This window comes from Tabrizicola caldifontis, from assembly GCF_004762095.1.
GTDB lineage: Bacteria > Pseudomonadota > Alphaproteobacteria > Rhodobacterales > Rhodobacteraceae > Tabrizicola > Tabrizicola caldifontis.
On the sequence record NZ_SIJH01000018.1, the window covers coordinates 23852 to 47249 of the forward strand.

Annotated in this window: 24 protein-coding genes; 11 read left to right on the forward strand and 13 right to left on the reverse strand. The window is 64.3% G+C overall.

The window, feature by feature from the left end:
* Positions 1-39: 39 nt before the first annotated feature.
* From EYB42_RS14935 to EYB42_RS14950, 5 genes are all read right to left on the reverse strand, one after another.
* Positions 40-258 carry a hypothetical protein gene (locus EYB42_RS14935; RefSeq protein WP_135450930.1) on the reverse strand — a complete coding sequence of 73 codons (219 nt, stop codon included), beginning with the start codon at positions 256-258 and terminating at the stop codon, positions 40-42.
* 307 nt (positions 259-565) lie between these two features.
* Positions 566-964: a hypothetical protein gene (locus tag EYB42_RS14940; protein WP_135450931.1), complete on the reverse strand. Its 399-nt coding sequence runs from the start codon at positions 962-964 to the stop codon at positions 566-568.
* A gap of 189 nt (positions 965-1153) precedes the next feature.
* Positions 1154-1282 carry a hypothetical protein gene (locus tag EYB42_RS17745; RefSeq protein ID WP_256371610.1) on the reverse strand — a complete coding sequence of 43 codons (129 nt, stop codon included), beginning with the start codon at positions 1280-1282 and terminating at the stop codon, positions 1154-1156.
* Between the two features lie 211 nt (positions 1283-1493).
* Positions 1494-1901 (reverse strand): DUF6497 family protein, encoded by a 408-nt coding sequence (locus EYB42_RS14945; RefSeq protein WP_240784197.1) that lies wholly within the window; start codon positions 1899-1901, stop codon positions 1494-1496.
* 2 nt (positions 1902-1903) lie between these two features.
* A complete protein-coding gene (locus EYB42_RS14950; protein ID WP_135450932.1) occupies positions 1904-3436 on the reverse strand; it encodes an acyl-CoA carboxylase subunit beta in 1533 nt (510 codons plus the stop codon).
* 179 nt (positions 3437-3615) lie between these two features.
* Here EYB42_RS14950 and EYB42_RS14955 point away from each other — a divergent pair, with 179 nt between their 5' ends.
* The 3 genes from EYB42_RS14955 (at position 3616) to EYB42_RS14965 (ending at position 6690) form a co-directional block, all read left to right on the forward strand.
* Entirely contained in the window at positions 3616-3969 is a 354-nt protein-coding gene (locus tag EYB42_RS14955; protein WP_135450933.1) for a DMT family protein, read from the forward strand.
* Between the two features lie 71 nt (positions 3970-4040).
* Positions 4041-5246 carry a multidrug effflux MFS transporter gene (locus EYB42_RS14960; protein ID WP_135450934.1) on the forward strand — a complete coding sequence of 402 codons (1206 nt, stop codon included), beginning with the start codon at positions 4041-4043 and terminating at the stop codon, positions 5244-5246.
* Between the two features lie 49 nt (positions 5247-5295).
* Positions 5296-6690, forward strand: a complete 1395-nt coding sequence (locus EYB42_RS14965) for a helix-turn-helix domain-containing protein (RefSeq protein ID WP_135450935.1) — start codon at positions 5296-5298, stop codon at positions 6688-6690.
* A gap of 71 nt (positions 6691-6761) precedes the next feature.
* On the opposite strand, the gene EYB42_RS14970 is transcribed toward EYB42_RS14965, so the two are convergent.
* From EYB42_RS14970 to betI, 3 genes are all read right to left on the reverse strand, one after another.
* Positions 6762-6998, reverse strand: a complete 237-nt coding sequence (locus tag EYB42_RS14970) for a YdcH family protein (protein ID WP_135450936.1) — start codon at positions 6996-6998, stop codon at positions 6762-6764.
* Between the two features lie 71 nt (positions 6999-7069).
* Entirely contained in the window at positions 7070-8719 is a 1650-nt protein-coding gene (betA, locus tag EYB42_RS14975) for a choline dehydrogenase (RefSeq protein ID WP_135450937.1), read from the reverse strand.
* A complete protein-coding gene (gene betI / locus EYB42_RS14980) occupies positions 8716-9303 on the reverse strand; it encodes a transcriptional regulator BetI (RefSeq protein ID WP_135450938.1) in 588 nt (195 codons plus the stop codon). Before betI ends, betA begins: the two co-directional genes overlap by 4 nt.
* Before the next feature lie 88 nt (positions 9304-9391).
* Between betI and choX the strand changes: the two genes are divergently transcribed.
* The 3 genes from choX (at position 9392) to choV (ending at position 12291) form a co-directional block, all read left to right on the forward strand.
* Positions 9392-10321 carry a choline ABC transporter substrate-binding protein gene (gene choX / locus EYB42_RS14985; protein ID WP_135450939.1) on the forward strand — a complete coding sequence of 310 codons (930 nt, stop codon included), beginning with the start codon at positions 9392-9394 and terminating at the stop codon, positions 10319-10321.
* 81 nt (positions 10322-10402) lie between these two features.
* A complete protein-coding gene (choW, locus tag EYB42_RS14990) occupies positions 10403-11239 on the forward strand; it encodes a choline ABC transporter permease subunit (RefSeq protein WP_135450959.1) in 837 nt (278 codons plus the stop codon).
* A complete protein-coding gene (gene choV / locus EYB42_RS14995) occupies positions 11236-12291 on the forward strand; it encodes a choline ABC transporter ATP-binding protein (RefSeq protein WP_135450940.1) in 1056 nt (351 codons plus the stop codon). Before choW ends, choV begins: the two co-directional genes overlap by 4 nt.
* A gap of 123 nt (positions 12292-12414) precedes the next feature.
* On the opposite strand, the gene topA is transcribed toward choV, so the two are convergent.
* Together topA and dprA are read right to left on the reverse strand one after the other, a co-directional pair.
* Entirely contained in the window at positions 12415-14991 is a 2577-nt protein-coding gene (gene topA / locus EYB42_RS15000; RefSeq protein WP_135450941.1) for a type I DNA topoisomerase, read from the reverse strand.
* 158 nt (positions 14992-15149) lie between these two features.
* Positions 15150-16241, reverse strand: coding sequence for a DNA-processing protein DprA (dprA, locus tag EYB42_RS15005; RefSeq protein WP_240784199.1), 1092 nt, complete (start codon positions 16239-16241; stop codon positions 15150-15152).
* A 206-nt stretch (positions 16242-16447) separates the two neighbouring features.
* On the opposite strand from dprA, the gene EYB42_RS15010 reads away from it, so the two are divergent.
* The 5 genes from EYB42_RS15010 (at position 16448) to EYB42_RS15030 (ending at position 20670) form a co-directional block, all read left to right on the forward strand.
* Positions 16448-17725 carry a 4-aminobutyrate--2-oxoglutarate transaminase gene (locus tag EYB42_RS15010; RefSeq protein ID WP_135450942.1) on the forward strand — a complete coding sequence of 426 codons (1278 nt, stop codon included), beginning with the start codon at positions 16448-16450 and terminating at the stop codon, positions 17723-17725.
* Between the two features lie 726 nt (positions 17726-18451).
* Entirely contained in the window at positions 18452-18712 is a 261-nt protein-coding gene (locus tag EYB42_RS15015; protein WP_135450943.1) for a YMGG-like glycine zipper-containing protein, read from the forward strand.
* A gap of 85 nt (positions 18713-18797) precedes the next feature.
* Entirely contained in the window at positions 18798-19529 is a 732-nt protein-coding gene (locus EYB42_RS15020) for an energy-coupling factor ABC transporter ATP-binding protein (RefSeq protein ID WP_135450944.1), read from the forward strand.
* Positions 19504-20103 carry an energy-coupling factor transporter transmembrane component T family protein gene (locus EYB42_RS15025; protein WP_135450945.1) on the forward strand — a complete coding sequence of 200 codons (600 nt, stop codon included), beginning with the start codon at positions 19504-19506 and terminating at the stop codon, positions 20101-20103. Before EYB42_RS15020 ends, EYB42_RS15025 begins: the two co-directional genes overlap by 26 nt.
* Positions 20104-20127: 24 nt before the next feature.
* Complete coding sequence (locus EYB42_RS15030; protein ID WP_135450946.1) at positions 20128-20670, forward strand: biotin transporter BioY; 543 nt, start codon at positions 20128-20130, stop codon at positions 20668-20670.
* Here EYB42_RS15030 and EYB42_RS15035 read toward each other — a convergent pair.
* From EYB42_RS15035 to aroQ, 3 genes are read right to left on the reverse strand one after another with little or no spacing between them, the layout of a single operon-like run.
* Positions 20659-21729, reverse strand: coding sequence for a thiolase family protein (locus tag EYB42_RS15035; protein WP_135450947.1), 1071 nt, complete (start codon positions 21727-21729; stop codon positions 20659-20661). The genes EYB42_RS15030 and EYB42_RS15035 overlap by 12 nt on opposite strands.
* On the reverse strand, positions 21717-22871 hold the full coding sequence (locus tag EYB42_RS15040; RefSeq protein WP_135450948.1) for an AMP-binding protein: 1155 nt from the start codon (positions 22869-22871) through the stop codon (positions 21717-21719). Before EYB42_RS15040 ends, EYB42_RS15035 begins: the two co-directional genes overlap by 13 nt.
* Positions 22868-23308, reverse strand: coding sequence for a type II 3-dehydroquinate dehydratase (gene aroQ, locus EYB42_RS15045; protein WP_135450949.1), 441 nt, complete (start codon positions 23306-23308; stop codon positions 22868-22870). Before aroQ ends, EYB42_RS15040 begins: the two co-directional genes overlap by 4 nt.
* Positions 23309-23398 lie beyond the last annotated feature (90 nt).

Consider the following 23398-nt stretch of genomic DNA (forward strand, 5'->3'; position numbering starts at 1 on the left):
GCCCTTGTAAAGGTTTGGACCCGCCTGAAGGCGGTCAGATCAGTAAGACGGGCGGCAGGGCGGCAGGCCCAGTTCGATGCCGCAAGTAGCAGCACCGGCAAGGCCGCCCAGCGCGGCACCGGCGATGATGTTTTCGTCCAGCGCATCGGCGACCAGCGCGCCTGCGGCGGCACCAGCCAGCCCGCGCGACGTGGGATCCTGCATGCAGCCGGAAAGCGGCATGGACAGAACAGCGAAAAGGATGAGCGACTTGCGCATGAAGAACTGCCTCGTTCAGTTGTCGTTATTGCTGCGGATTTTACTGCAACGGCACTGGATTCAAAGCAGTTTCTCGGCCGGGTTGCGCAATCGGCAGAGGACTGCCCGCCAAGGGTAGGCCCGGCCTGGGATGGGCCGGGCCGAAGGGAAGGGGAAGGGTAACAACTGTGTCTGCGCACACCACGGGCAAACTGCCAATGATCCGCAAGGCAATCGTGCCGCGCAACGGTGCCCGGTGCAATGGCATCGCCACCACGTGCGCAGCCTTGCGCAAAAGCTTGCCGAGACGGGTGCAGCATCGGCGCCTTCATGCCTGCTCGTCCTCGTCATCCCAGTCGTCGGACGCTGCGGGTGCATCCGGGGCGAACACTTCGGGAAAGGACGCCTCGGCGCGCTTCACGTCGATGCGCAAAAGCGCCTCGTAGGAACAGGGATCAAACGGATCCTCGGCGGGCACAACCTCGCGGCCGAACAGCCAGGACAGCCGCCCTGCATCCAGGTTGCCGCGCTGGAATGGTTCTTCGCCGAAATACTGCCAGAGTGCGGCCATGAAGGCCGCATCCGCAGCCCGGTCCAGCTTCTTGCGGTCCTTGAACCGCTCGCGCCGGATGAGTTTTGTCGCGCCTTCCTTCACGTTGGCGCGGCGGATCGTGAACTGGAAATCGGTTCCCGGCATCCGTCCGGGAAAGCCGCGGTGCTTCAGCATCTGACCAGGCTCCCTTTTGTGGCAGTGGCCGGACGCATAAGCAAAATCGACCGGGTGGCCCATAGGCTCCGACCGAAAGGGGTAGGATGTCTGGGGGGAAAATCCGGCCCGAGGGCTACACCGAACCCGTCAGGGCAGAGGTGAGGGACGGGCCTTTCCGCCCAAGGCAGCCAGGCCCGTCCCGAAAGATCACTTGTACTTGCCGGTGTAGGTCGGCTCGACGGTGACCGGCTCGACGGGGGTCGGCTCTTCCTTCTTGGCGCAAGCAGCCAGGGTTGCAACCATAGCCATGACCAGAACGATTCCGCTCTTCGACATCCTCTACTCCATCCTTTTTGCGGCCCGGACATGCCATCACCGGCAGTACGTTCCGATTTGTTGCATTCGGCCGATTTGGGCCGGCCTGCCAATACCATACCCGAACGGGTAACGGAAGAACACGACAGCCGAACCAAGTTTGCGACCTGTTGCGTTCCTACATCAGCCTCTTGGGTCGCGCCAGCCGGAAATACAAGATTTTGTTCATGCATCAGAACTGTTCCCACATGCAGGCCCCGTCCTGAAGACTGTAGGCTTCGAAGAACTGCACGACCCCAGGCGCAGCCTGGCCAAAGGGAACCTTTTCTGCGGAAAGCGATATGATGATCTGGCGCGGTGCAGGAACCATGCCCGAAGTCCGGGGCAGAGCATATTCATCGCACAGCACCTGCATGTCGTCCTGTGCCGCAGCAGCTTCCTCGGGTTTCAGGCCCGGGGCAAGGAACCGGAAGCGCGCGGTCGCCCCTTCTGGCCCGGGCACATTCGTCACGACCTCGATCAGCGACAGCGCCCGCCCCGATGGCACCGAAATCGCATCGGGTGCAGGCGCCTCGTCCTGACAGGCGGAAAGACCTGACAGGATCAGAATAGCCGGGATCAGGCGGCGTAAATCCATCATCGTCACAGCGGAATGTTGTCGTGTTTCTTCCAGGGCATCGCCGCCTTCTTGCCCCGCAGGGCCGCAAAAGCCCGCGCCACCCGGCGGCGCGTCGAATGCGGCATGATCACCTCGTCGATGAACCCCTTTTCCGCCGCCACGAAGGGATTGGCGAAACGATCCTCGTAATCCTTCACCCGCGCAGCGATCTTCTCCGGCTCGCCCAGCTCGCTGCGATACAGGATCTCGACCGCCCCCTTCGCCCCCATCACCGCCACCTCGGCCGTGGGCCAGGCATAGTTGAAATCGGCCTTCAGGTGCTTCGACGCCATGACAACATAAGCCCCGCCATAGGTCTTGCGGGTCAGCACCGTGACCTTGGGCACCGTCGCCTCGCCGTAAGCGAAGAGAAGCTTCGCCCCGTGCTTGATGACGCCCCCGTATTCCTGCCCCGTCCCCGGCAGGAAACCCGGCACGTCGACGAAGGTCAGGATCGGGATTTCGAAGGCATCGCAAAAGCGCACGAACCGCGCGGCCTTGCGGCTGGCGTCGATGTCGAGACAGCCGGCCAGCACCATGGGCTGATTGGCCACCACCCCCACCGTCTGGCCCTCCAGCCGGATGAAGCCGATGATGATGTTGGCGGCAAAGTCCTTCTGGATCTCGAAGAAATCGCCCTCGTCCGCGACCTTCAGGATCAGCTCCTTCATGTCATAGGGCTGGTTCGGATTGTCCGGCACCAGAGTGTCAAGGCTGGGTTCGATCCGGGCGGGGTCGTCGAAGAAGGGCCGCACTGGCGGCTTCTGGCGGTTGTTCAGGGGCAGGAAGTCGAACAGGCGGCGAATCTCGGCCAGGGCCTCGACGTCATTCTCGAAGGCCCCGTCCGCGACCGAGGACTTGCGGGTGTGCGTCGAGGCACCACCCAGTTCCTCGGCCGTGACCATCTCGTTCGTCACCGTCTTCACCACGTCGGGACCGGTGACGAACATGTAGGAACTGTCCTTCACCATGTAGATGAAGTCGGTCATTGCAGGGGAATAGACTGCGCCGCCTGCGCAGGGGCCCATGATGAGGGAGATCTGAGGGATCACGCCCGAAGCTTCGATGTTGCGCTGGAACACTTCGCCATAGGCGGCAAGGCTGGCTACGCCTTCCTGGATGCGCGCCCCACCCGAATCGTTGATGCCGATGACCGGAGCGCCGTTCTGCATTGCCATGTCCATGATCTTGCAGATCTTCGCGCCGTGGGTTTCGCTGACCGACCCTCCCATGACCGTGAAGTCCTGACTGAAGACATAGACCTGCCGTCCGTTGATCGTGCCCCAGCCGGTCACTACGCCATCGCCCGGCGGGCGGTCTTTCTCCATCCCGAAGTCGGTGCAGCGGTGGGTGACGAACATGTCGAATTCCTCGAAGCTGCCCTCGTCGAGCAGAAGCTCGATCCTTTCGCGCGCGGTCAGTTTGCCCTTGGAATGTTGCGCCGCCACGCGGCGCTCTCCCCCGCCGGCCCGGGCAACCTCGCGACGGGCTTCCAGTTCGTTCAGGATGTCTTTCATGGCTTCCCCCCTGCCTGACGGCCACGCCAATCTAGGGGAATGGTCCGCAGGCGAGAAGCAAGAAACAGAAAATTTGCAAATTTGTTTGAATGCCTGCCGTTCAAATTGCAAATCCGCGAATATCTGGAGAGCCGCCACGCGCAGGCGTATGGAAGCCACGACAATCAAGCGAGGACATCATGCCCAGCCTTCCCGTTCCCGTCCTGACCATTGGCCTGCTGCTTGCGTCGAACATCTTCATGACCTTTGCCTGGTACGGACACCTGAAGTTCAAGTCAGCCCCGCTTCTGACCGTCATCCTGGTCAGCTGGGGGATCGCCTTTTTCGAATATCTCTTGCAGGTGCCTGCCAACCGGATCGGGCATAGCCATTTCTCGGCGGCCGAGCTGAAGACGATCCAGGAGGTCATCACGCTTTCGGTCTTCGCTGTCTTTTCCGTGCTGTATCTGAAAGAGCCCCTTGCCTGGAACCATGCGCTCGGCTTTGCCTTCATTGCGGTTGGCGCCTTCTTCATCTTCCACAAATGGGGCTAGGGGCGGCCCGGCGTCTCTGGCCGCGCAGTCCGACGGTGGACAATGCCCTGCGCCGGGCGTAGCCGTTGCGCATGCAATCATCCCGCTTCCTTGATCGAACGACCCCGCCCAGGATCGTCACCCTTATCCTGCTGGCCGGATTGTCGGCATTGACCATGAACATCTTCCTGCCTTCGCTTCCGGGGATGGCGGTCTGGTTCGGGGTGCCCTACGGCGTGATGCAGCAATCGGTCGCGCTGTACCTCGCCCTGTCTGCTGCTCTGCAGGTCGTCATCGGGCCGATCTCGGACCGCTACGGGCGCCGCAAGGTGCTGATCTGGTCGCTGCTGCTGTTCCTGATGGCAACGGTCGGAACGCTGCTGGCACCCAATGCCACAGTATTCCTGATCTTCCGTATGGCGCAGGCCGTCATCGCCGCAGGCATGGTGCTGTCACGCGCCGTCGTCCGCGACATGGTGGATGATGCGCAAGCCGCCAGCATGATCGGCTATGTCACCATGGGGATGAGCCTGGTGCCGATGATCGGCCCGGTGATCGGCGGCGTGCTGGACGACCTTTACGGCTGGCAGGCGAACTTTGCCCTGCTGCTGGTGCTGGGCGCCGGGGTGCTTTGGCTGGTCTGGGCCGATCTGGGCGAGACGGCGACCCTGCGCCTGGTGACCTTGCGCCAACAGGCGCGGACCTATCCCGCACTTTTCGCCTCGCGCAGGTTCTGGGGCTATACACTGGCGGCGGCATTTGCCTCGGGCTGCTTCTTCGCCTTTCTGGGCGGCGCGCCCTATGTGGGCGACAAGGTCTTTGGCCTGTCATCTTCGGCAGTTGGCGGGCTATTTGCCCTTACTGCCGTAGGCTATGCAGGCGGAAATTTCGTTGCGGGGCGATATTCGGTGCGAATTGGCATGAACCGGATGATCCTGATCGGCACGCTGGTGACCACCCTGGGACTTGCCCTGCTGGCAGTTCTGACGCTGGCTGGACTGTCGGGGCCGATCACCTTCTTCGGCCTCACCCTGTTCATGGGCCTGGGGAATGGTATCTGCCTGCCGAATGCCAATGCCGGAATGCTTTCGGTGCGGCCCGAACTTGCCGGCACCGCCTCGGGTCTTGGCGGGGCGATCACGATAGGCGGCGGCGCGGGACTTGCAGCGTTCGCAGGCGTGCTGCTGGGTCCGGGGGCTACGGAATTGCCGCTGGTGCTGCTGATGCTGGCCTCGTCCCTGGCCTCGGTACTTGCGATTCTGTCGGTGATGCGCCGGGCCCGGCAACTGGGCGCTTGACCATGGCGCTTTGCAAAGCGAAGCTCGGCTTTGCAAAGCTGGAGGTCCGATGCCCACCCAGAAGCTCTATGCCGGAGTCAAGCTGCGCGAGATAAGGGGCCGGCTTGGCCTGACGCAAAAGGCCTTTGCCGACAAGCTGTCGGTGTCCCTGCCCTATCTGAACCAGATGGAAAACAACCACCGACCCGTCAGCGCGGCGGTTGTCCTGGCCCTGGCGCAGGAATTCGGCCTGGATGTGACCGAACTGACCGTTGGCGAGAGCGAGCGCCTGGTCACCGACATGCGCGAGGCCCTGGCGGATCCGGTCTTCACCTCTGCCAGCCCACCGCTTGCGGACCTGCGGCTTGCTGCCTCAAACGCCCCCGCCCTGGCACGAGCCTTTCTGGACCTGCATCGCGCCTACCGCCAGACGCACGAACGCCTGGCTTCGCTGGACGAGGCACTGGGGCGCGAGGATGCCGCCCTGCGCCCTTCCCCTTGGGAAGAGGTGCGCGATTTCTTTCACTATTGCGACAATTACCTTGATGCGATCGACCGCGCAGCCGAACATTTTGCAACGTCTGCAAATAACGGCAAAACAATTGAAAACCTGGCCCAAGAAGTGCTTAGACGCGCGGGAATCAGCTTGCACTATTCGAACACCGCGCCCCTTCGTCACTATGATCCGTCAGCGCGACGGCTGGACATTTCCGCCCGCGCTTCCGGCCCCTCTCGGCGCTTCCAGCTTCTGCATCAGATCGCTTTGCTGACACAGAACGATCTCTTGGAAGCCACGCTGGACCTAGCCCGATTTTCTACACCCGAGGCCCGCGACATCGCCAAGATCGGCCTTGCAAACTATTTCGCCGGCGCCGCGCTGCTTCCCTACCGCGCCTTCCTGACCACCGCGCAGGAGGTCCGGCATGATCTGGAACGTCTGGCCGACATTTTCGGCGCCTCGATCGAGCAGGTCGGCCACCGCCTTTCAACCTTGCAACGCCCCGGCGCGAAGGGAATTCCCTTCTTCTTCGTCCGCGTGGATCAGGCCGGCACGATCACCAAACGCCACTCTTCCACACGCCTGCAATTCGCACGCTTCGGCGGCGCCTGCCCGCTGTGGAATGTCCATCAGGCCTTTGAAACCCCCGGACAATTCCTGAGACAACTAGCCGAGACGCCGGACGGTGTCCGCTATCTCTGCCTGGCCCGCGACGTGTCGAAACCCGGCGGGGCCTTCCTCGCCCCGGTCCGCCGTTATGCCATCGGACTTGGCTGCGAGGTTCAGCATGCGCCGCAGCTTGTCTATTCCGACGGGCTGGACCTGAAGGGCCGGTTCGAACCCATCGGCATTTCCTGCCGGATCTGCGAACGCACCAACTGCCACCAGCGGTCGGTCCCGCCACTGGAAGGGCGACTGACGATCAACCCCAACGCCCGCGACATCCTGCCCTACGGGATCGGCTGAACCTCGTCATTCGCTTTGCGCCCTCCCCGGAAGCTCTGCGAGGAGGGCACCATGTCTTCCACCAGCTGCTGCTATTTCCGCAGCGCCGCAGCGATCTGGTCCTTCAGGCGCGAACGTGTCTTGCGCAGCACCTCTTCCTCGGCTTCGGTCAGAAGGTCCAGCCGGGTTTCGGCGCGATGAACCTTGTCGTTGACCGCATCGTATTCCTCCAGCAGCCGGGCAAAATGCGCATCCGAAACCTTCAGTGCGCTGATCTTTGCCGCCATCCCAGGGAATTCCTCCTGGAGGGTATGCGGGGTGTTCGACATTCCGGTCTCCTTTCGATTGTCTTTGTGCATCTAGACCCGGATCGAATACCCGGGCCTTGACCGGGATCAAGTCAGCGCTGCGATACCCGCCAGTTCGGGTTGATCCAGGGTTGCAGGTTCGAGGCCGGCAGCGGTGTCCGCCCCAGGATGTGATCGGCGGCTTTCTCGCCGGTCATGATAGAGGGACCGTTCAGGTTGCCGTTCGTGACCTGCGGGAAGATGGAGGAATCGGCAACCCGCAGTCCCTGCACCCCGATCACCCGGCATTCCGGGTCCACGACCGCCATCGGATCGCTGGCGCGCCCCATGCGGGCAGTCCCGCAAGGGTGATAAGCGCTTTCGACGTGTTCGCGCAGGTAGTCGTCCATTTCCACGTCGCTCTGGACCGTCGGACCGGGGGCGAGTTCTGCCTTGACGAAGGGCTTGAAGGCCTCCTGGGCGAAGATCTCGCGCGTCAGGCGGATGCAGGCGCGAAAATCCTCCCAGTCTTCGGGGTGGGACATGTAGTTGAAACGGATGACCGGCGCATCCGCCGGATTTGCCGACCGCAAGGTGACCGAACCACGCGACTTGGACCGCATCGGCCCGACATGGGCCTGAAAGCCGTGGCCTTCGGCCACTGCCTTGCCGTCATAGCGAACGGCGATGGGCAGGAAATGATACTGGATATCGGGGTATTCCACCCCGGCGCGGGACCGGATGAAGGCACAGGCTTCGAACTGGTTCGACGCGCCAGGTCCGCCGCCAGTCAGAAGCCACTGTGCCCCGACCCACGCCTTTCCGATGAGATTCCAGTACTTATAAAGCGTTATCGGCTGCAGGGCCGAAAACTGCATGTAGATTTCAAGATGGTCCTGAAGGTTTGCACCCACGCCCTTGCGGTCGGCCACGACCTCGATTCCATGCGCGCGCAGATGCTCGGCCGGACCGATGCCCGACAGCATCAGGAGCTTCGGCGTGTTGATCGACGAGGCCGCAAGGATGACCTCGCGCGCCGCGCGGATGACCTGCATCCGACCGCCACGCTCGATTTCCACGCCGACGGCGCGGGTGCCTTCCATCACCACCTTGCGGGCGAAGCCACGCACGATGGTCACGTTCCCGGTCTTCAGCGCGGGCTTCAGGTAGGCGTTGGCCGCAGACCAGCGGCGCCCCTTCCAGATCGTCGCCTCCATCGGGCCGAAGCCTTCCTGCTGCTGGCCGTTGTAATCGGCGGTCACCGGGTATCCAGCCTGCTCGCCCGCCTTGATGAAGGCATCGAAAAGCGGGTTCGATCGTGAGCCGCGCGTCACATGCAGCGGGCCGTCCGTGCCCCGGAACTCGGGCCCGGAACCGCCGTGCGAATGTTCCATCCGCTTGAAATACGGAAGGACATCGGCATAGGACCAGCCGTCCGCCCCCATCTCGGCCCATGTGTCGAAGTCGCGCGCATGGCCACGCACATAGACCATCCCGTTGATGGACGAGGATCCACCCAGCACCTTTCCGCGCGGCGTCGCAAGAACGCGTCCCCCGAGATGCGGCTCGGGTTCCGTGGTGAAGCCCCAGTCGTAGATGCCCATGTTCATCGGGTAGGACAGCGCGCCGGGCATCTGGATGAAAGGTCCGGCATCAGAACCGCCGTGTTCGATCACGGTGACCTTGCGGCCAGCCTCGGCCAGACGGTAGGCCATGGCGCAGCCTGCCGAGCCGGCACCGACGATCACATATTCTGCCGTCATTCCCCACCACCCTGCTCGAGTTCTGCCTCCAGATGACGCAGCGCCATGGCCACGGCCGCCGCACCGTCAGGGGGACCGGATTTAAGAACCTCACGCAGATAGAGGCCGTCGATCATGGCCCCCAGCGATTCGGCGATTTCGAGGGCCCGCCGCCCCGCAAGGGGGCGCAGCGCCGCGACAAGATTCGACTGCAGCCGCCGCTGATAGATCGCCAGAAGCCGCTTTGCCTGTGGCACGGATTGCGCCAGAACCCAGAAGTTCAGCCAGGCGCTGACCGCCTCGCGCCGGAAATTGCCCGGGCTGAAGCTGGCAACCAGGATCGCCCTGATGCGCCCTTCCGGCCCCTCTGCCGCGGCCAGCGCCCCCCGCACCTCGGCCCCGTAAAGCGTCAGAATGTGACGCATGGCGGCGAGGAACATCTCCTCCTTCGACCCGAAGTAGTGATGCGCCAGCGCAGGCGACATTCCGGCCCGCTTCGCGATCTGACCGACCGTCACATCCAGCGAACCCACCCTGCCGATCTCGACAATGGTGGCTTTTACCAGGGCTTCCTTGCGGATAGGCTCCATCCCAAGCTTCGGCATCGGCGCGGCCTCACAAAGTGCTTGCCAAACCGTATCAGCACGAAGTTTATTGACTCGTCAATCAACAAAAACGCCACAGGGAGTAGCCATGCCCATCCGTTCCACCCTTCTGACCACAGCGGTCACTTTTGCCATGGCCGGCAGCGCCTTTGCCGCAAGCTGCGACCGGATCGTCTTCTCCGATGTCGGCTGGACCGACATCACCGCCACCACGGCCGCCACGACCGTCGTTCTGGAAGCCCTGGGTTATGAGACCGAGACCAAGGTCCTGTCCCTGCCCGTCACATTCACCGGACTGGCCGAGGGGGATATCGACGTCTTCCTTGGCAACTGGATGCCCACGATGGAGGCCGACATCGCCCCCTACCGCGAAGCCGGAACGGTAGAGACAGTGCGCACCAACCTTGAGGGCGCAAAGTACACGCTGGCAACCAACGCCGCAGGTGCGGCTTTGGGAATCAAGGACTTCGCCGACATCGCCACCCACCGGGATGCGCTGGACGGAAAAATTTACGGGATCGAGCCCGGAAATGACGGCAACCGCCTGATTCTCGACATGATCGCGGCCGATGCCTTCGGGCTGTCCGGCTTCGAGGTGGTGGAAAGCTCGGAACAGGGGATGCTGGCCCAGGTCGCCCGTGCCGATCAGCGTGGCGAACCCATAGTCTTCCTGGGTTGGGAACCGCATCCGATGAACTCCAGCTTCCAGCTGACCTATCTTTCCGGCGGCGATGACTGGTTCGGACCCGATTTCGGTGGTGCGATCGTGGCGACCAATACCCGCAAGGGCTATGTCCAGGAATGCCCGAACACGGGAAAGTTCCTGCAAAATCTTGTGTTCTCGCTTCAGATGGAAAACGAGATCATGGGGGCCATCCTGAATGACGGGGCCGATCCCCAAGAGGCGGCAAAGGCCTGGCTTGCGGCCAATCCCGCAACCTGGGAGCCGTGGCTGGAAGGTGTCACGACCAGGGATGGCGGCGATGCCAAGGCGGCCGTCGCTGCGGCGCTGAACTGAGTGCAATCAATCACGGCCCGCGGCAGTGGCTGGTATGCTGCCGCGGCCTCGTTTCCTAGCTAGCGAAAGGGACTCTGCGTGCTGGACTTGCTGACCAGTTACAAGATTCCGGTGGGGCGAACGGCGCAGACGATCTTTGACTGGCTGAAGGTCAACGCCGCGCCGATCTTCGACGCCATCGCTTCGGCGCTTGAGGCGATGGTGCGGTCCTTCCTGTGGCTTCTGCAGACGCCGCACCCGCTGGTTGTCATCGCGATCTTTGTCGGGCTGACGTGGATCCTGCAGCGGTCGTGGAAGACCAGTCTGCTGGTTCTTCTGGGTTTTCTTTTCATCCTCAACCAGGGCTACTGGAAACCCACGACGGAAAGCCTGACGCTGGTCCTCGCCTCCTGTGTCGTCTGCATGGGGATCGGCGTGCCCATCGGCATCGCCGCTGCTCACCGGCCGCGACTTTACCGCGCAATGGTGCCGGTACTCGACCTCATGCAGACGCTACCGACCTTTGTCTACCTGATCCCGGCGATCGTCTTCTTCGGCCTCGGCATGGTACCTGGCCTGATCGCCACGGTGATCTTCGTCCTGCCCGCGCCGATCAGGCTGACCCAGCTGGGCATCGCCTCGACCCCCACGGCACTGCTTGAGGCCGCGACCGCCTTTGGCGCCACGCCACGTCAGCGCCTTTGGAAAGTCGAACTGCCTTCTGCGATGCCGCAGATCATGGTGGGGCTGAATCAGACAATCATGCTGTCTCTGTCGATGGTGGTCATTGCCGCACTTGTGGGGGCCGATGGCCTTGGCAAGCCGGTCATGCAGGCGCTAAGCCGCGTGAACACCGCGCTTGGATTCGAGAGCGGCTTCATCATCGTCGTGGTGGCCATCATCCTTGACCGCATGCTGCGCGTGGGGGCGAAGAAATGACTGTGACCGGCGATCCCAACGCCACCTCCAGGCTTGCCGTGCGATTCGAGAACGTCTCGATCGTCTTCGGCGACCACCCCGACCGGGCCCTGCCGCTGATGGACCAAGGGCAAAGCCGGGGCGAGATCCAGCAGGCCACTGGACAGGTGCTGGGAGTGCACAATTGCTCGCTCGATGTGGCAGAGGGCGAGATTCTGGTGCTGATGGGCCTTTCAGGCAGCGGAAAATCCACCCTGCTGCGCGCAGTGAATGGCCTGAACCCCGTCTGTCGTGGCGCAGTCCATGTCTGTGATGGCAATGTGCTGGTCGATGTCACCCACGCCGACCCGGCAACCCTTCGGCGCATCCGTCTGCATCGCGTCGCAATGGTCTTTCAGCAGTTCGGCCTTTTGCCATGGCGTACGGTACGCGAGAACGTGGGGCTCGGGCTGGAGCTTGGCGGCATGTCCGCGGCCGAACGGCGCAGCCGGGTGGATGCGCAACTGGCGCTGGTGAACCTGACGCAATGGGCCGACCGGAAGGTGGGCGAGCTGTCGGGTGGCATGCAGCAGCGCGTTGGCCTGGCCCGTGCCTTTGCAACCGAGGCACCGATCCTTCTGATGGACGAGCCGTTCTCGGCACTGGACCCGCTGATTCGCGCGAAGTTGCAGGACGAGCTGCTGGAGCTGCAACGGACCCTGAAGCGCACGATCATCTTCGTCAGCCACGACCTGGACGAGGCCTTCAAGCTGGGCAACCGCATCGCGCTGATGGAAGGTGGCCGGATCGTGCAATGCGGCACCGCGCGCGAGATCATTGCCAACCCGATCAGCGACTATGTCGCCGATTTCGTGGCCCACATGAACCCGCTGGGCGTGCTGACGGCGCGCGACGTGATGGCACCGGGTAACGCATCGGGCCCCGAGGTGGCACCCGAGACCCCGGTCAAGACCGTGATGGAGGCGCTGAAGGCAGGTGCAGAGGCGCTGGTCGTAGCCGAGCACGGGCGCAGGCTTGGCGTGATCCGGGCCACCGACGTGCTGGGCCGCCTGCTCGACCCGCGCCACGGCTGACGCTCATCACCAGGGCCGGTTCCAAGGCGAGGCGCTGTTCAGCCGCCGCGGAACAACTGCGGACAGACATGAAGTTTCACCTGCGTGGCGGCCGATCATTGACACGAGAGATTGCCGGGCAGGCTAAGTCTGGGCGCCCTTTCCGGCAGACGCCTTCTTAACCGGCGCCTTCCTGCCTGCCGACTTTGCAGTCGATTTCTTCGTGGCAGCCTTCTTTCCTTTGCCGTTCTTGCCAGCCTTTTCGGCGACCAGAGCAAGCGCCTCTTCCAGTGTCACGGCCTCGGGCTCAATGCCTTTCGGCAAAGTGGCATTGATCTTGCCCCATTTCACATAGGGGCCGTAGCGGCCTGGCATGACCTGCACCTCGCCGCCATCCGGATGCTCGCCCAGCACCTTCAGCGGCGCCGTCGCGACCGACGGCCCGCGGCCACGGCTCGCCTTCTGCGCCAGAACCTCGACTGCACGATTCATGCCGATCGTGAACACTTCTTCCACGTCCGCGATGTTGGCATAGACCGATCCGTGCTTCACATAAGGCCCGAACCGACCGATCCCGGCCTCGACCGGCAGACCATCGTCGGGGTGCTTGCCCACCTCACGCGGCAGGGACAGAAGGGCCAGCGCCCGCTCGAGCGTCATGCTGTCAGGAGACCATCCCTTCGGCAGGCTGGCGCGGTCCGGCTTGGGATTGGCCTCACTGGCATCGCCGCGCTGAACATAGGGGCCAAAGCGGCCCGCACGCAGGCTGATCTCGTTGCCCTGGTCATCCTTTCCAAGGATTCGGCCATCCGAGGCGACGCTTTCCGAATCCCCCGCAAGCGGTCGAGTATAACGGCATTCGGGGTAATTGCCGCATCCGATGAAGGCCCCGCCCGAGCGCGCCGTCTTCAGATGCAGGCGTCCCGTGCCACAGGACGGACAGGCGCGCGGATCGCCGCCATCGGCGCGCGGCGGATAGAGGTGCGGGGCGAGGAACTCGTCAATCTTCTCCAGAACCTCGCCGATCCGCAGGTCGGCCGTCTCGGCCACCGCTGCCGAGAAGTCGCGCCAGAAACGCGCCAGGACATCCTTGTAGTCGCGCGCCCCGGCTGACACATCGTCAAGTTCCTCTTCCAGGTCAGCGGTGAAATCATATTCCACGTAGCGGCGGAAGAAATTCGTCAGGAAGGCCGTCACCAGACGCCCCTTGTCTTCCGGGATCAGCCGGTTCTTTTCCTTGCGGACATATTCACGGTCAACGATCGTGGTCAGGATCGAGGCATAGGTGGAAGGGCGACCGATCCCCAGCTCTTCCATCCGCTTGACCAGTGTCGCCTCAGTATAGCGCGGGGGGGGCTGCGTGAAATGCTGTTCGGGTGTGATCGCACCCTTGTCCAGCGCCTCGCCCTGCATCACCTGCGGCAGGCGGCCTTCGTCCTCATCCTCGCCCTCCTGCCGGTCGTCGCGGCCCTGGTCATAGACCTTGAGGTAACCGTCGAAAAGCACCACCTGACCAGTCGCGCGGAACACCACCTCGCCATCGGGGCTGGTGATGTCCACCGCCGTCCGCTCCAGCCGGGCCGCTGCCATCTGGCTGGCTATGGTGCGTTTCCAGATCAGTTCGTAAAGCTTGCGCTGGTCCTCCTCGACGCGGATCTTCTCGGGATCTAGCGCCATGTCGGTGGGCCGGATGCATTCATGCGCTTCCTGGGCGTTCTTGGCCTTGTTCTTGTACATGCGCGGACTTTCGGGGACGTAGGCCGCCCCAAATCGTCGCCCGATCTCCTCGCGCGCGGCCATCACCGCCTCGGGCGCCATGTCGATGCCGTCAGTGCGCATGTAGGTGATGTAGCCCGCTTCATACAGGCGCTGTGCCGCATTCATGCACTGTTTCGCCCCCATGCCGTACTTGCGGCTGGCCTCCTGCTGGAGGGTCGAGGTCATGAACGGCGGCCAGGGATTGCGCGTCGCAGGCCTGGATTCGACCGCAGACACCGAGAATGTTCGAGAAGTGCAAGCCTGAACGGCAAGTTCAGCCGCTGTCGCCGTAGGAATGTCGAATTTCTGCAATTTCTTGCCGCCAAGCGCGACCAACCCGGCCTCGAACTCCTGCCCGCGAGGAGTGCGGAAGACGGCCTTGATGGTCCAGTATTCCTGCGCCTTGAAGGCCTCGATCTCCATCTCGCGCTCGACGATCAGGCGCAGGCAGACCGATTGCACCCGGCCTGCCGACCGGGCCCCCGGCAGCTTGCGCCAGAGGACCGGCGACAGGGTGAAGCCTACAAGGTAATCCAGCGCCCGGCGGGCGAGGTAGGCATCTACCAGCGCTTGGTCGACATCGCGCGGTTCCTTCATCGCCCGGCTGACGGCATCCCGGGTTATGGCATTGAAGGTGACCCGTGCGACCTTCTTTCCCTTTTTCAGGCTTGAGGCCAGCGCCTCCTTGAGGTGCCAGCTGATGGCCTCTCCCTCGCGATCAGGGTCGGTGGCCAGGATCAGCGTGTCGTCGGATTTCAACGCCTCGGCAATGGCGCGCACATGTTTCTTCGACTCGGGGGCGACCTCCCACTGCATCGCGAATCCATGCTCGGGATCGACCGAACCATCCTTGGCCGGCAGGTCCCGGACATGGCCGTAGGAGGCAAGAACCGTGAAGTCCGGGCCGAGATACTTGTTGATTGTCTTTGCCTTGGCTGGGGATTCAACGACGACGACTGGCATGTGTTCCCGATACTCCAAGGGCCCGGCGAATGGCGCGGCACCATGTGGGACAAGAGGCGGGCTTGTCAACCAGAGCCCCCGTGCGCCGGGCGATCCATGGCGAACACCTCTCGCCAGGCGCCGCAACAGCGACTACAGCCGAAAGGGTGGATGGGCCTTCAGTCCACCCGCGCGAGCAGGCCGCCCGGCTGGCGGACAATGCGGCCCTCCAGCTCCAGCGACAGAAGTTCGGGCGCCAGTTGCGCCGGACTGAGATTCAGGTCGCGGACCAGCTGATCCTCGGCAATCGGGCTGGGCCCGAGGCGGGACAGGATCATCGAATGCAGCAGCGCCACCTCTTTCAGCGGTGGCTGCGGTACCTCCGGCCCCGGAAGGGAGGGCTCGCGAACCTCGGTTCCGGGATGCGCGGACGCGACCAGCGCCTCCAGCACATCTTGCGGGCCACGAACCAGAACTGCTCCATCCCGCAGCAGCATGTTGCAGCCCGATGCGCGGGCATCGAACGGGTGGCCTGGCACGGCCATCACCTCCCGCCCATAGTCGAGCCCTGCTTTCGCTGTGATCAGGCTACCCGATTTCGCGGCAGCCTCGACCACGACCACCGCCCGCGACAGGCCAGCGACGATCCGGTTTCGCAAGGGGAAATGCCGTGCCTGTGGCTCCAGTCCCGGAGGGTGTTCGCTGATCAGGCACCCCTTGTCGGCAATTTCCCGTGCCAGCGCATCGTTTTCAGGTGGGTAGACGACATCGATCCCACCCGCCAGAACGGCAATCGTCGCCCCGCCGGCTTCCACCACGGCAGCATGTGCGGCTGCGTCGATCCCGCGGGCCATGCCCGAGATGACCGCGAGGCCTGCACCTGCAAGCCCCTGTGCCAGACGGCGCGCCATCCGCACGCCAAGCGACGAGGCATTCCGCGCCCCGACCAGTGCCACGCCCGGCCGGTTCAGAAGCGAAACATCGCCCAAAACCCAAAGCACCGGGGGCGCATCGGGCAGATCAAGCAGGGCACGGGGATAATCGGCCTCACCATGCACAAGCAACCGCGCGCCCAGGGAATTGCCGCGTTTCATCTCTGCCTGGACCACGCCTTCGGGACAGGGCTCATACCCCTCCACGCCTGCGGCCGCAGCGATCGCCGGCAGCGCGGCCAGGGCTGCCCGCGCATCACCGTGTTCGCCGATCAGCCTGTGCCAGGTTGTCGCCCCGACCCGGCGCGAACGGGCCAGGCGCAGGCAATCAAGCCGCATGGCGCGGTTCATTGACTGCATCGAGTGCGCAATCTGTCCGTCTGCCATCATACCCCCCGGTCAAGGTCACGACTCGCAACCTGCCTTCGGAAGGGTTAACGAAGGCTGAATGGCCACAAGACGGATTGAACCCGCCTGAGTTATTTGATCAAATGGCGCAAAGACCTCGAGGGCTCGGGGTCTGCATCGATCTGGGGAGCAAGACAATGCTGAACGCCGAAGTAGCTAAGCGCCGCGACGAGGCCATCTCGCGCGGGGTGGGGATGATGACGCAGATCTACGCGGACAAGGCGTTGAATGCGGAAGTCTGGGACATCGAGGGCAACCGTTACATCGACTTTGCCGCCGGGATCGCGGTGGTCAACACCGGGCATTGCCACCCCAAGGTCATGGCCGCGGTGGCGAACCAGATGCAGAAGTTCACCCACACCTGCCACCAGGTGATGCCCTATGAGAATTACATCCGCCTGGCCGAACGCCTGAACGAGAAGGTGCCGGGCAACTTCAAGAAGAAGACGATCTTCGTCACCACCGGGGCCGAGGCCTGCGAGAACGCGATCAAGATCGCCCGCATCGCCACCGGCCGCAATGCCGTCATCGCCTTCGGCGGCGGCTTCCACGGCCGGACCTTCATGGGCATGTCGCTGACCGGCAAGGTGGAGCCCTACAAGAAGGGCTTCGGCGCGATGATGCCCGATGTCTTCCACGTCCCCTTCCCGATGGAGCCGCACGGGATTTCCACCAAGGACGCCATGTCCGGCATCGAAAAGCTCTTCAAGGCCGACCTCGACCCCGCCCGCGTCGCCGCGATCATCTTCGAGCCCGTGCAGGGCGAAGGCGGCTTCTACCCCGCGCCGACCGAGCTCGTGAAGGCGATCCGGGCGCTCTGCGACCAGCACGGCATCGTGATGATCGCCGACGAGGTGCAGACTGGCTTTGCCCGCACCGGCCATCTCTTCGCGATGGAAATGCACGGCGTGGCCGCCGACCTGACCACCATGGCCAAGGGCCTGGCGGGCGGGCTGCCGCTTGCCGCCGTCACCGGCCGGGCCGAGCTGATGGATGCCGCCAACCCCGGCGGCCTCGGCGGCACCTATGCCGGCAACCCGTTGGGCATCGCCGCGGCCAACGCCGTTCTGGACGTGATCGAGGAAGAAGACCTCTGCGCCCGCGCCAACGAACTTGGCAGCCGGCTGAAACAGCGGCTCGAGGCGATGCGCGCCACCACGCCGGAAATCATGGATATCCGCGGTCCCGGCTTCATGGTCGCTGTCGAATTCGGCAAGCCGGGAACGAAAGAGCCCGACGCGGGCTTCACCAGCCGGGTGCGGATGGAGGCCCAGAAGCGCGGCCTGATCCTTCTCACCTGCGGCGTCTATGGCAACGTGATCCGCTTCCTGGCCCCTATCACCATCCCCGACGCCCATTTTGCCGAGGCGATGGAGATCCTGGAAGCCTCGGTCGCCGCCGCCCGTCAGGGCTGAAATCTGGCCGCGGTCCGGTGGGTGACAACGCATGCGGTCGAATGATCGCATGCGACTTCACCAGTCCGGTCTTGCCGTGCTGTGCCCATCGCAGGCGATCCTTCGGCAACGGATCGCAGTCACCCGGCAACCATGCTTGCCATCAGGGGATCGCGGTGCCTGAACGCGATTGTCCAGAATCGTTCATGAGACGATCCTGTTACCCTCGGCATGTATTTTGCGCGCACCACAGATCCGGGTGATTCGCCTGCCTTGCTTGCAGTCGTTGCGTCAGCATGGATGGTCCATGCATCGAGCGGGCCGTTGACGTAACGCGCAGCTGGATCACCCGCCCTACCCTCGGCTCACACCCTTCTCTCGATCTGGGGCATTCCATGCCGCGGCGGCCTGTGCTGTGCGGACTTGGCCTGCCTCGCAGACGTGCCACGGCAAAGGTCAGTCGGGCAAGGCTTGATCCGACCCCGTCCACGGCCCGACCCATTCCTGACCGATGAAAGCCTATCTCTGGACAAGGCGAACCCCAATCCGGTTTGCATCGGGATGAAGTCGGCGCGGCCACCTGCGTCGGGCCCGCAAGGACACCCCGGAACTTGCAGGCTGGGACCACGGCGGCATCGGCGGTTTCTGACCGACCAGACGCCGGAAATCCGTCATGCCGAAGCTTTGAGTGGAACTTGCCCTGCAACTTGAGATTACATGGTGACGTTTCAACCAGGAGAGTCTCTCATGACCCGTTCGCTTCTTCTTATCGTCGGCCTGTCGCTGGCCATCTCGGCCTGCACACCAGCCGAACAGCGCACTGCAATCGGCGCGGTCGGCGGGGCTGCCGTTGGCGCTGCCGTGTCGTCGGACAAGGACCGTGAAAAGGGCGCGATTGTCGGTGCCATTGTCGGCGCCACAGCCGCCCAGCTCATCGGCCCTGCGCCAGGCGGTAAGTGCTACTATCGCGACCAGTACGGCAACCAGTACGTCGCCGCCTGCCGCTGACGCCTTGCGGGCGCGGCCGGCCTGAACGGCTTGCGGCGCCCGCCCCGCGACCCTAGAAGGGCGGCGGATCATCAAGGACCGCCCCATGTCCGATACCAGTTCCGGCATCCGCCTTGCGGCCGCCAGCGTCAGCCTTGGCGGGCGCAAGGTGCTTGATGACCTTACTCTCGACATCACCGAAAGGCGCGTCGGCATCCTGGGCCGCAACGGATCGGGCAAGACCACGCTTCTGCGGCTGATCGCGGGTCTGATCGCGCCGGCCCGGGGCAGCGTGCGTGTCGAAGGCGCAGATCCCTTCAGCGACCGCAAGGCGGCCCTGTCGGCCATCGGCATCCTGTTCCAGAACCCGGATCACCAGATCCTTTTCCCCACGGTCGAGGAGGAACTGGCCTTCGGTCTTGCCCAGCAAGGCCAGCCGCAGGCCGAGGCAATGCGCAAGGCACATGCCCTGCTGGCGGCCGAAGGTCGCGCACATTGGGCCAAGGCGCCGGTATCGACGCTGAGCCAGGGGCAGCGGCATTATCTCTGCCTTCTGTCGGTTCTTCTGATGCAGCCCCGCACGATCCTGCTGGACGAGCCCCTTGCGGGCCTGGACCTGCCGACCCAGGCGCGCCTTGCCCGCCGCTTTGCCACCCTTCCACAGCGGCTGATCACGATCACGCACGATCCGGCAACGCTGCACGCGGCCGACCGGGTAATCTGGCTGGAAGCCGGTCGGATTGTCGCCGATGGGCAGCCGGACAAGGTCATTCCGGCCTTCACCGCCGAAATGGAACGGATCGGAGAGCACGATGCTGACGCTCACCTCGCCGGTTGAAATCTGGGCGCACCGCCTGCCCGCCGGGGTAAAGCTTGCTGCGATGGCGCTGGCGACGACCGGGCTGTTTCTCATGGGATCGCCCCTTGGCCTTGGCCTGTCTGCACTGGCAACGGCCACGCTATACCTTGCCGGGGGCGGCGGCTTCGCCATGACCGGACTGCGCCTCTTGCGCCCTCTCTGGCCCTTCGTGCTGGTCGTGGCTGCGTGGCATCTATGGACAGGGGACTTCGCAGGTGGGGCGGCGGTCACTCTGCGCATGTTGACCGCAGTAGCCTTGGCGAACTTTGTCACCATGACCACGCGCCTGTCCGACATGATTGCCATATTCCAGGGACTTGCCCGCCCTCTGGCACCTTTCGGTCTGGCGCCTCGTCGCCTGGCGCTGGCGATGGCACTGGTGATCCGGTTCATCCCCGTGATGCTTGATCGTCTGGCCCAGATCACCGACGCATGGTCTGCCCGCTCTGCCCGCCGCCCGCGCTGGCGGGTGCTGGTGCCCGCCACGCTTGCCGCCCTTGACGACGCCGACCGGGCGGCCGAGGCCTTGCGAGCCCGAGGCGGCACCGGATAGAAGCGCGACAAAACGGAGGAATACATGGAACGAAGCCTGACCCATATCGCCCTGTTTGCCGCCCTGATCGCGGTGCTTGGCCTGATTCCGAAGATCGATCTCGCTGCCGGCGTTCCGATCACGGCGCAATCGCTGGGGATCATGCTGTGCGGCACGGTGCTTGGGGCGCGGCGGGGCGCGCTGGCCGTTCTGCTGTTCCTTGCCCTGGTTGCCGCAGGCTTGCCGCTGCTCTCTGGTGGGCGCGGGGGGCTGGGCGTGTTTGCCGGGCCGTCTGTCGGGTACCTGATCGGCTTTCCGGTCGCTGCATTTGTGACCGGCTGGCTGATGGAACGCACCACCCTGCCGACTGGCCTTGCTGCAGGCGCTGCTTCGGTCATCGGCGGGATCGGCGTGCTTTATGTCTTCGGCATCAGCGGCATGGCGATCATGCTGGACAAGAGCCTGACCGAGGCCGCCTTCCTGGGCATGGCCTTCCTGCCGGGCGACATCCTGAAGGCGGTCATTGCCGGGCTTGTGACGCAAAGCCTTGCACGGATGCGCCCCGCCTCGCTGTTGTCACGCGCCTGAGGCTTCGACCAGAAGGGCCGAGCCGATTCCACCCGCAGCGGCGATGGCGGCAAGCCCCCTGCCCCGCCGCAAGTCGTGGAACAGCCGCACCGCCAGAATCGCGCCCGAGGCACCTACGGGGTGGCCTCGGGCAAGCCCGCCGCCGCCCGGATTGACGATGGCCGGGTCCAGCCCCGCCCCGTCAACCACCGCAAGCGCCTGCACCGCGTAGGCCTCCATCACCTCGGCCATCGCAAGCGGCTCGTCCGCCCAGACAGCCCGGATCGCCGCAAGCGGGGCCAGGCCGGGCTCCATAGGGTCAGCCCCGACCGTGGCGCCGGCCAGAATCGCCAGCCCGCGCCCCTCGGCTATCCCTTCGCTGACCACCAGACAAACCGCCGCAGCATCCGCCGCCACTGCCGCCGTGGCCGCCGTGATGCTGCCGCGAACCACCGGTGCCCGAGCCAGCAGCCGAGGCGTAAGCGCACGCGGAAACGCGTCGCGGGCCACACCGCCGACAGGCACGATCTCGGCAGACCGGTCGGATCCAAGCGCCTTGGCGTGGCTGTCTGCGGCCCAGGCCTCTTGCCTTGCACGATTGATCCCCAGCCGCAGCGCCAGCGCCTCTGCCGCCTCGGCCATTCCGGGGTTTCGGTCCGGCCAGGGGGTGAAGGGGGCCTCGTCATAGGGAAGCGGCGGTCCTCCATCAGGATCGGTGGCAAACCGAAGCGGCCGGCGGGAATAGCTTTCGACCCCTCCAGCCAGAACCACCTGCGCGGCGCCACTGTCCACCAGCGCACGCGCCAGCAGGATCGCATCCAGCCCGCCCGCACATTGACGGTCGATGCTGAGACCCGCCACTTGATCCAGCCCCGAAGCCAGTGCCACCCGCCGCGCGGGATTGCCGCCCGCACCCAGGGCGTTGGACAGGACAAGCTCATCCACCTGCGCTGCGGCGATGCCGGCATCGGCCAGAACCGCCTGCACCACGGGGGTTGCCAGGGCCTCGATCCCGAGGCGGGCGAAGGCTCCGCCCCGGGGAACCACCGCCGTCCGCCGTGCGGCGATCAGGCGGGCCAAGGCAAAAGCGCCTCCAGCGCGCGAAGATCCGTCTTGCCGGAAGGCAAGGCGGGCCAATCCTGGATCCAGACCAGCTTTTTGGGCGCCCTTGTTGCCCCAAGCTGCCCGCGCAGACTGGCCAGGACCGCTGGCTCGGTCGATGAGTCGCCCTGCACGAAGGCGACAAGCGAATGCCCGCGCCGGGTGTCGGCCATCGGCAGCACGGCAGCACGGCGGATGCCTGGCATGGCTTCGATCAGTGCCTCGATCTCTTCGGGAAAGACATTCTGATCGGCCACGGTAACCATCCGCCCGGCCCGGCCATGCAGATAGAGGAAGCCGTCTTCCATCCGCGCGATCTCGCCCACCGACAGCCAACCGTCACGCCAGCGCGCACCGCCGGGGCTGCCAGCGTAATCCATGAACAGGTAGGGGCTTTTCACCCATAGCTCACCCGCCGCATCCAAGGTCAGCGCCACGCCCGGATAGGGTCGGCCGACCGAACCCGCTGGCGTCGCCGAATCGGACAAGGTGATGAAGCTGGTTTCCGCCGCGCCATAGAATTCGCAGATCGCTGCTGCCGGCGCCAAGGCCTGAAACCGCCCGCGCAAGGCCGGGTCAAGCTTCGATCCCCCGACAAGAACCCGTTGCAGATCAGGCAATGTTTCCTGCCCCTCGGACAACATGCGCAGTTGCGCCGGCGTGGCGTAAAGATGAGAAATCCTTTGCTGTTTCAAATACCTGCCTTGCCGATCCGGGCGCAGCGTGTCCAGCAGGTGAACTGCAGCTCCCAGGTGCAGCCCTTCGATCGCGCCATAAAGCGACAGCGAATGCACCAGGCGGCCCAAGACCGCCACCCGCGCGCCCGGGCCGATGCCCAAGCCCGCGTTGACCTTGAAACTTGCGATCCACGATCCTTGCGTCCGCCGGATGCGCCGGGGCGTCCCGGTCGAACCCGAGGTGAGCGTCTCGAAGGTGGGAACCCGGCCCTCCTCTGGCGGCGGCTGATCCGGTGCTCCGACCCGGAAGGCTGGCAATCCGATGACTTGCGCCAGGCCCTCTGCAGTGGCATCAGCTACCGGACCCTGCGGTACTGCCCGGCCGACCTCTTGCCCGGCAGCAGACAGCCGCGCCTTCGGATGCCATTGGAACCGGTCAGTCATCCGGCCAGAAGCGACGCCATCCGGCGGACAGCCAACAGGTAGCCCTCTGTGCCGAAGCCTGCGATCACCCCGTCGGCGCGCAGACTGACATAGGAATGGTGTCGGAATGGCTCGCGCTTGTGAATGTTCGAAATGTGCACTTCCAGCACCGGCCCCTCGAAGGCGTTCAGCGCGTCCAGAATGGCAATCGACGTATGCGAATAAGCCCCTGGATTCAGAATGATGCCCGCCGATGTGCCGCGGCATCCCTGGATCCAGTCAACCAGCTGCCCCTCGTGGTTCGATTGCAGGGCACGCAGGGAAAGTCCAAGTTCCTCGGCCAGATCGGCTGCCTTGGAGGCGACATCATCCAGTGTCTCGCGCCCGTATATCTCGGGCTGGCGCAGGCCCAGAAGATTCAGGTTCGGGCCGTTCAGAAGGGTCACAAGCTTGGGCATGGGGCGCATCCACGACAGGGTTGGGCGACATTAGCCGATCGGGACCAAGGGGCAAGCCGGGAAAAATGGCGGCTTTCCGGGCACCTGCTG